The organism is Acidithiobacillus sp. TH-A35, assembly GCF_057473505.1.
Map to the genome: position 1 here is coordinate 1 of NZ_JBYCKR010000183.1, position 3,997 is coordinate 3,997.

General features: G+C 57.1%; 5 protein-coding genes. All 5 read left to right on the forward strand.

The window, feature by feature from the left end; genetic code table 11:
- Positions 1-806: thiamine pyrophosphate-dependent enzyme (locus AC2VNK_RS06290; protein WP_486883205.1), on the forward strand; the 806-nt coding region annotated here is incomplete at its 5' end.
- Between the two features lie 4 nt (positions 807-810).
- Positions 811-1,296 carry an acetolactate synthase small subunit gene (gene ilvN, locus AC2VNK_RS06295; RefSeq protein WP_291522339.1) on the forward strand — a complete coding sequence of 162 codons (486 nt, stop codon included), beginning with the start codon at positions 811-813 and terminating at the stop codon, positions 1,294-1,296.
- Between the two features lie 48 nt (positions 1,297-1,344).
- Positions 1,345-2,361 carry a ketol-acid reductoisomerase gene (gene ilvC / locus AC2VNK_RS06300; RefSeq protein ID WP_291522337.1) on the forward strand — a complete coding sequence of 339 codons (1,017 nt, stop codon included), beginning with the start codon at positions 1,345-1,347 and terminating at the stop codon, positions 2,359-2,361.
- Between the two features lie 117 nt (positions 2,362-2,478).
- Positions 2,479-3,144 (forward strand): phosphatidylserine decarboxylase, encoded by a 666-nt coding sequence (locus AC2VNK_RS06305; protein WP_291522334.1) that lies wholly within the window; start codon positions 2,479-2,481, stop codon positions 3,142-3,144.
- Positions 3,141-3,893, forward strand: coding sequence for a CDP-diacylglycerol--serine O-phosphatidyltransferase (gene pssA, locus AC2VNK_RS06310; RefSeq protein ID WP_486883206.1), 753 nt, complete (start codon positions 3,141-3,143; stop codon positions 3,891-3,893). The genes AC2VNK_RS06305 and pssA overlap by 4 nt, the downstream gene beginning before the upstream one ends.
- The last annotated feature ends 104 nt before the right edge of the window (positions 3,894-3,997 follow it).

A 3,997-nucleotide genomic window follows, 5' to 3' on the forward strand; every position in this document is an offset into this window, starting at 1 on the left:
TTGTGCATGTGGACGTCGATCCGTCCTCCATCTCCAAGAATGTGCGGGTGGATGTGCCTGTCGTCGGCGATTTGCAGCAGGTACTGCTGGAGATGAATCAGGTGCTGGCGGAGAGCGATCAGCGCAATGATCCCCAGGCGATGCAGGCGTGGTGGGCACAAATTGAGGAATGGCGGCAGCGTGGTTGCCTGCACTACAAGCAGGACGATCGCATCATCAAGCCGCAGTTTGTGGTGCAGAAACTTTATGAACTGACGGGAGGTAACGCCATCGTTACCTCGGATGTGGGACAGCACCAGATGTGGGCGGCGCAGTTTTATGGTTTCGACCGGCCACGGCGTTGGGTCAACAGCGGTGGACTGGGTACCATGGGCTTCGGGCTCCCGGCGGCCATGGGCGCGCAGGTCGCCGAACCGGATTCGACGGTGGTCTGTATTACGGGCGATGGCAGCATCCAGATGAATATTCAGGAGTTGTCCACCTGTCTGCAGCATCATTTGCCTGTCAAGGTGGCATGTCTCAACAATCATTATCTGGGGATGGTGCGGCAGTGGCAGGAGTTCTTCTATGAGAATCGTTACGCCATGAGTTATGTGGATGCCCTGCCGGACTTCGTCAAATTGGCCGAAGCCTACGGCCATATCGGCCTGCGCGCGGATACGCCCGCCGATGTGGAGCCGGTGATCCGTGAGGCACTGCGCCTTAAAGATCGCATGGTGTTCATGGACTTCCAGGTGGACCCGCAGGAAAACGTCTACCCCATGGTGCCCGCGGGTGCGGCCCTCTCTGAAATGATTCTGGTGTAGCCCCATGCGCCATATCATCTCTATCTTGCTGGAAAATGAAGCGGGTGCCTTGTCACGAGTGGCAGGGCTGTTCTCAGCGCGTGGTTATAACATTGAAGCGATGACCGTCGCGCCGACCCACGATCCGAGTATCTCGCGGATGACCGTGGCCACCCGTGGCTCCGAAGAGATCATGGAGCAGGTCCTCAAGCAGTTGAATAAGCTCGTGGAGGTCATTCGCGTGCAGGACCTGACAGAGGGCCCACATATTGAGCGGGAGCTGATGCTTATCAAGGTCCATGCTGTGGGGCCGGATCGTGAGGAGGTCAAAAGGCTGTCGGATATTTTCCGGGGGCGCATCATTGATGTGACGGACCGCTCCTACACCATGGAGCTGACCGGTACTGGCGAGAAGCTGGATGCCTTTATCCATGCTCTGGACCCCGGTATGGTCATTGAAGTAGTACGCAGCGGTGCCAGCGCCATCAGCCGTGGTGCCAAGGCGATATAAGTAATAAACGTTGTTTTGCAATAACTTAACTATATAAAGAGGTTTCACATGAAGGTTTTTTACGATAACGACGCCGATCTCGCTCTGATCCAGAAGAAGAAAGTAGCCATCATCGGCTACGGTTCCCAGGGGCACGCCCATGCGTTGAATCTCAAGGATTCCGGCGTGAGCGTAGTGGTTGGTCTGCGCAAGGACTCCTCCTCCTGGGAAAAGGCCAGTAAGGCCGGGTTGGCAGTCAAGGAAGTCGCCACAGCGGTTGCAGCAGCCGATGTGATCATGATCCTGACCCCCGATGAAGGTCAGAGCGCACTGTATCGCGATGAGATCGCACCGAACATCAAGCAGGGCGCGGCATTGGTATTCGCCCACGGCTTTAACGTCCACTTTGGCCAGATTCATCCGCGTGCCGATCTGGACTGCTTCCTGGTGGCGCCCAAGGGGCCGGGGCATCTGGTGCGTTCCACCTACACCCAGGGCGGCGGCGTGCCCAGCCTGATTGCAGTACATCAGGATGCCAGCGGCAATGCCACCAACATCGCCCTGTCTTATGCCAAGGCCAACGGTGGCACCCGTGCTGGCGTGATCGAGACTAGCTTCCGGGAAGAGACCGAAACCGACCTCTTCGGTGAGCAAGCGGTACTTTGTGGCGGCGCCACGGCGCTGGTGCAGGCGGGCTTTGAGACCTTGGTGGAAGCCGGCTATGCGCCGGAAATGGCCTACTTTGAGTGTATGCACGAGTTGAAACTGATCGTCGACCTCATGTACGAAGGCGGCATCAGCAACATGCGCTATTCCATCTCCAACACCGCCGAATATGGCGACCTGACCCGCGGCCCGCGCGTCGTCAATGCGGATACCAAGGCGGAAATGAAGAAGATTCTGACAGAAATTCAGAATGGCCAGTTCGCCAGAGAATTTATCCTGGAGAATCAGGCTGGTAAGCCGACCATGCAGGCCATGCGCCGGATAGGTGCCGAGCATCCCATCGAGGTGGTGGGCAACAAGCTGCGTTCCATGATGACCTGGATTGGTCAGAGCCGGATCGTGGACCGCTCGCGTAACTGAGTTCGCGACAGGGATTGGCGACAATCTGCAGGGGGCAGAATGGCTGTGGGCAAAAAGCAATGCGCTTGTGGTGATTCTGCCCTTTTATCGTTGTCCGGCTCCTGATACGCTCTGCGCATGAAAACAGACTATCCTTATCCTTTGTTGGCGCGCGAGGGCTGGCCTTTTATCGCGCTCTTTCTGGGCGTGGCCATCGTGCTCCAGATATTTACGAATGGCTGGTGGGCATTGCCTTTCTATCTGTTGTTCCTCTTCAGCCTCCAGTTTTTCCGCGACCCGCGGCGACCTTTGCCTGCCTTGTCGGAGCGATCGGTGCTGTGTCCGGCGGATGGTAAGGTGATCGCCGTTGAGCAGGTTGAAGACCCTTATCTGTCCCGTCCCGCGCTCAAGATCAGCATTTTCATGAATGTTTTTGATGTGCATGTCAATCGCATGCCGGTCGGGGGACAAGTGCGAAAAACCTGGTATTTTCCGGGAAAATTCTTCAATGCGGCGCTTGACAAGGCGTCGCTGGAGAATGAACGCAATGCCCTTTGGGTCAAGGCGAGTGATGGTAGTGACGTGACTGTTGTGCAGGTGGCGGGCTTGGTCGCGCGGCGGATTGTCTGCTATGTCGCTGCGGACAGTGTAGTGACCGCGGGCCAGCGCTTCGGCTTTATCCGTTTTGGTTCGCGGGTGGATACCTACTTGCCGCTCAGTGCCCAGCCTTTGGTGGCTATAGGGGAGCGGGTGCGTTCGGGCGCCCAGTATATTGCGACCTTGGGTGTGCAGCAGCAGGCATGAATCCCAGATATCCGCGCCGTGGCGTTTATGTCCTGCCCAACCTCTTTACTACGGCCAGCCTTTTTGCGGGTTTCTACTCTATCATCGCTTCCATTAACGGACATTACCGGGTGGCGGCCATCGTGATCTTCATCGCTATGATTCTCGATGGGCTGGATGGGCGTGTGGCACGGATGACCCATACGGAAAGCGCGTTCGGCGCGGAATATGATTCATTGGCGGATGTGATTGCCTTTGGTATGGCACCGGCCATTTTGGTGTTTCTGTGGGGGCTGCGGGATTTCGGCAATTTTGGCTGGCTGGGGGCCTTTGTTTATACCGCCTGTGGTGCCCTGCGTCTGGCCCGCTTTAATACCCAGATACATAGCGCATCCAAGCGCTACTTCCAGGGTTTGCCCATACCTACGGCAGCGGCCGTGTTGGCTAGTCTGGTCTGGGTGGCGGTAGGGGAGGGTTACCCCTGGCTGACGCAGATTAGTGAATATCTGGCGCTGGGACTGGTCTACGCGTTGGGCCTGTTGATGGTCAGTAATGTCCGCTTCCGCAGTTTCAAGGATTTCGACCTGCACGGGCGAGTGCCTTTTGCGTTAGCTATCCTCGTGGTGCTGGCTGTGGCCTTGGTCGCCGTGCATCCACCGTTGGTACTGTTTATCGCCGTGATGTCCTATGTGGTGGTGGGGTTGCTGTTGACCCTGTGGCAAATCCGCAGTCGCCGTATTCAGCGGCGGCGTGGTGGCTCAGGTCACTGACTTGCCGATACGGTGGATGCGCCCCAGTGCAGGGCCCGTAAGCGACTGAATTTTTTGTGTTGATGGGCCTGCATGCGGATAAGAATGTCGTTCAGCGTATGCAC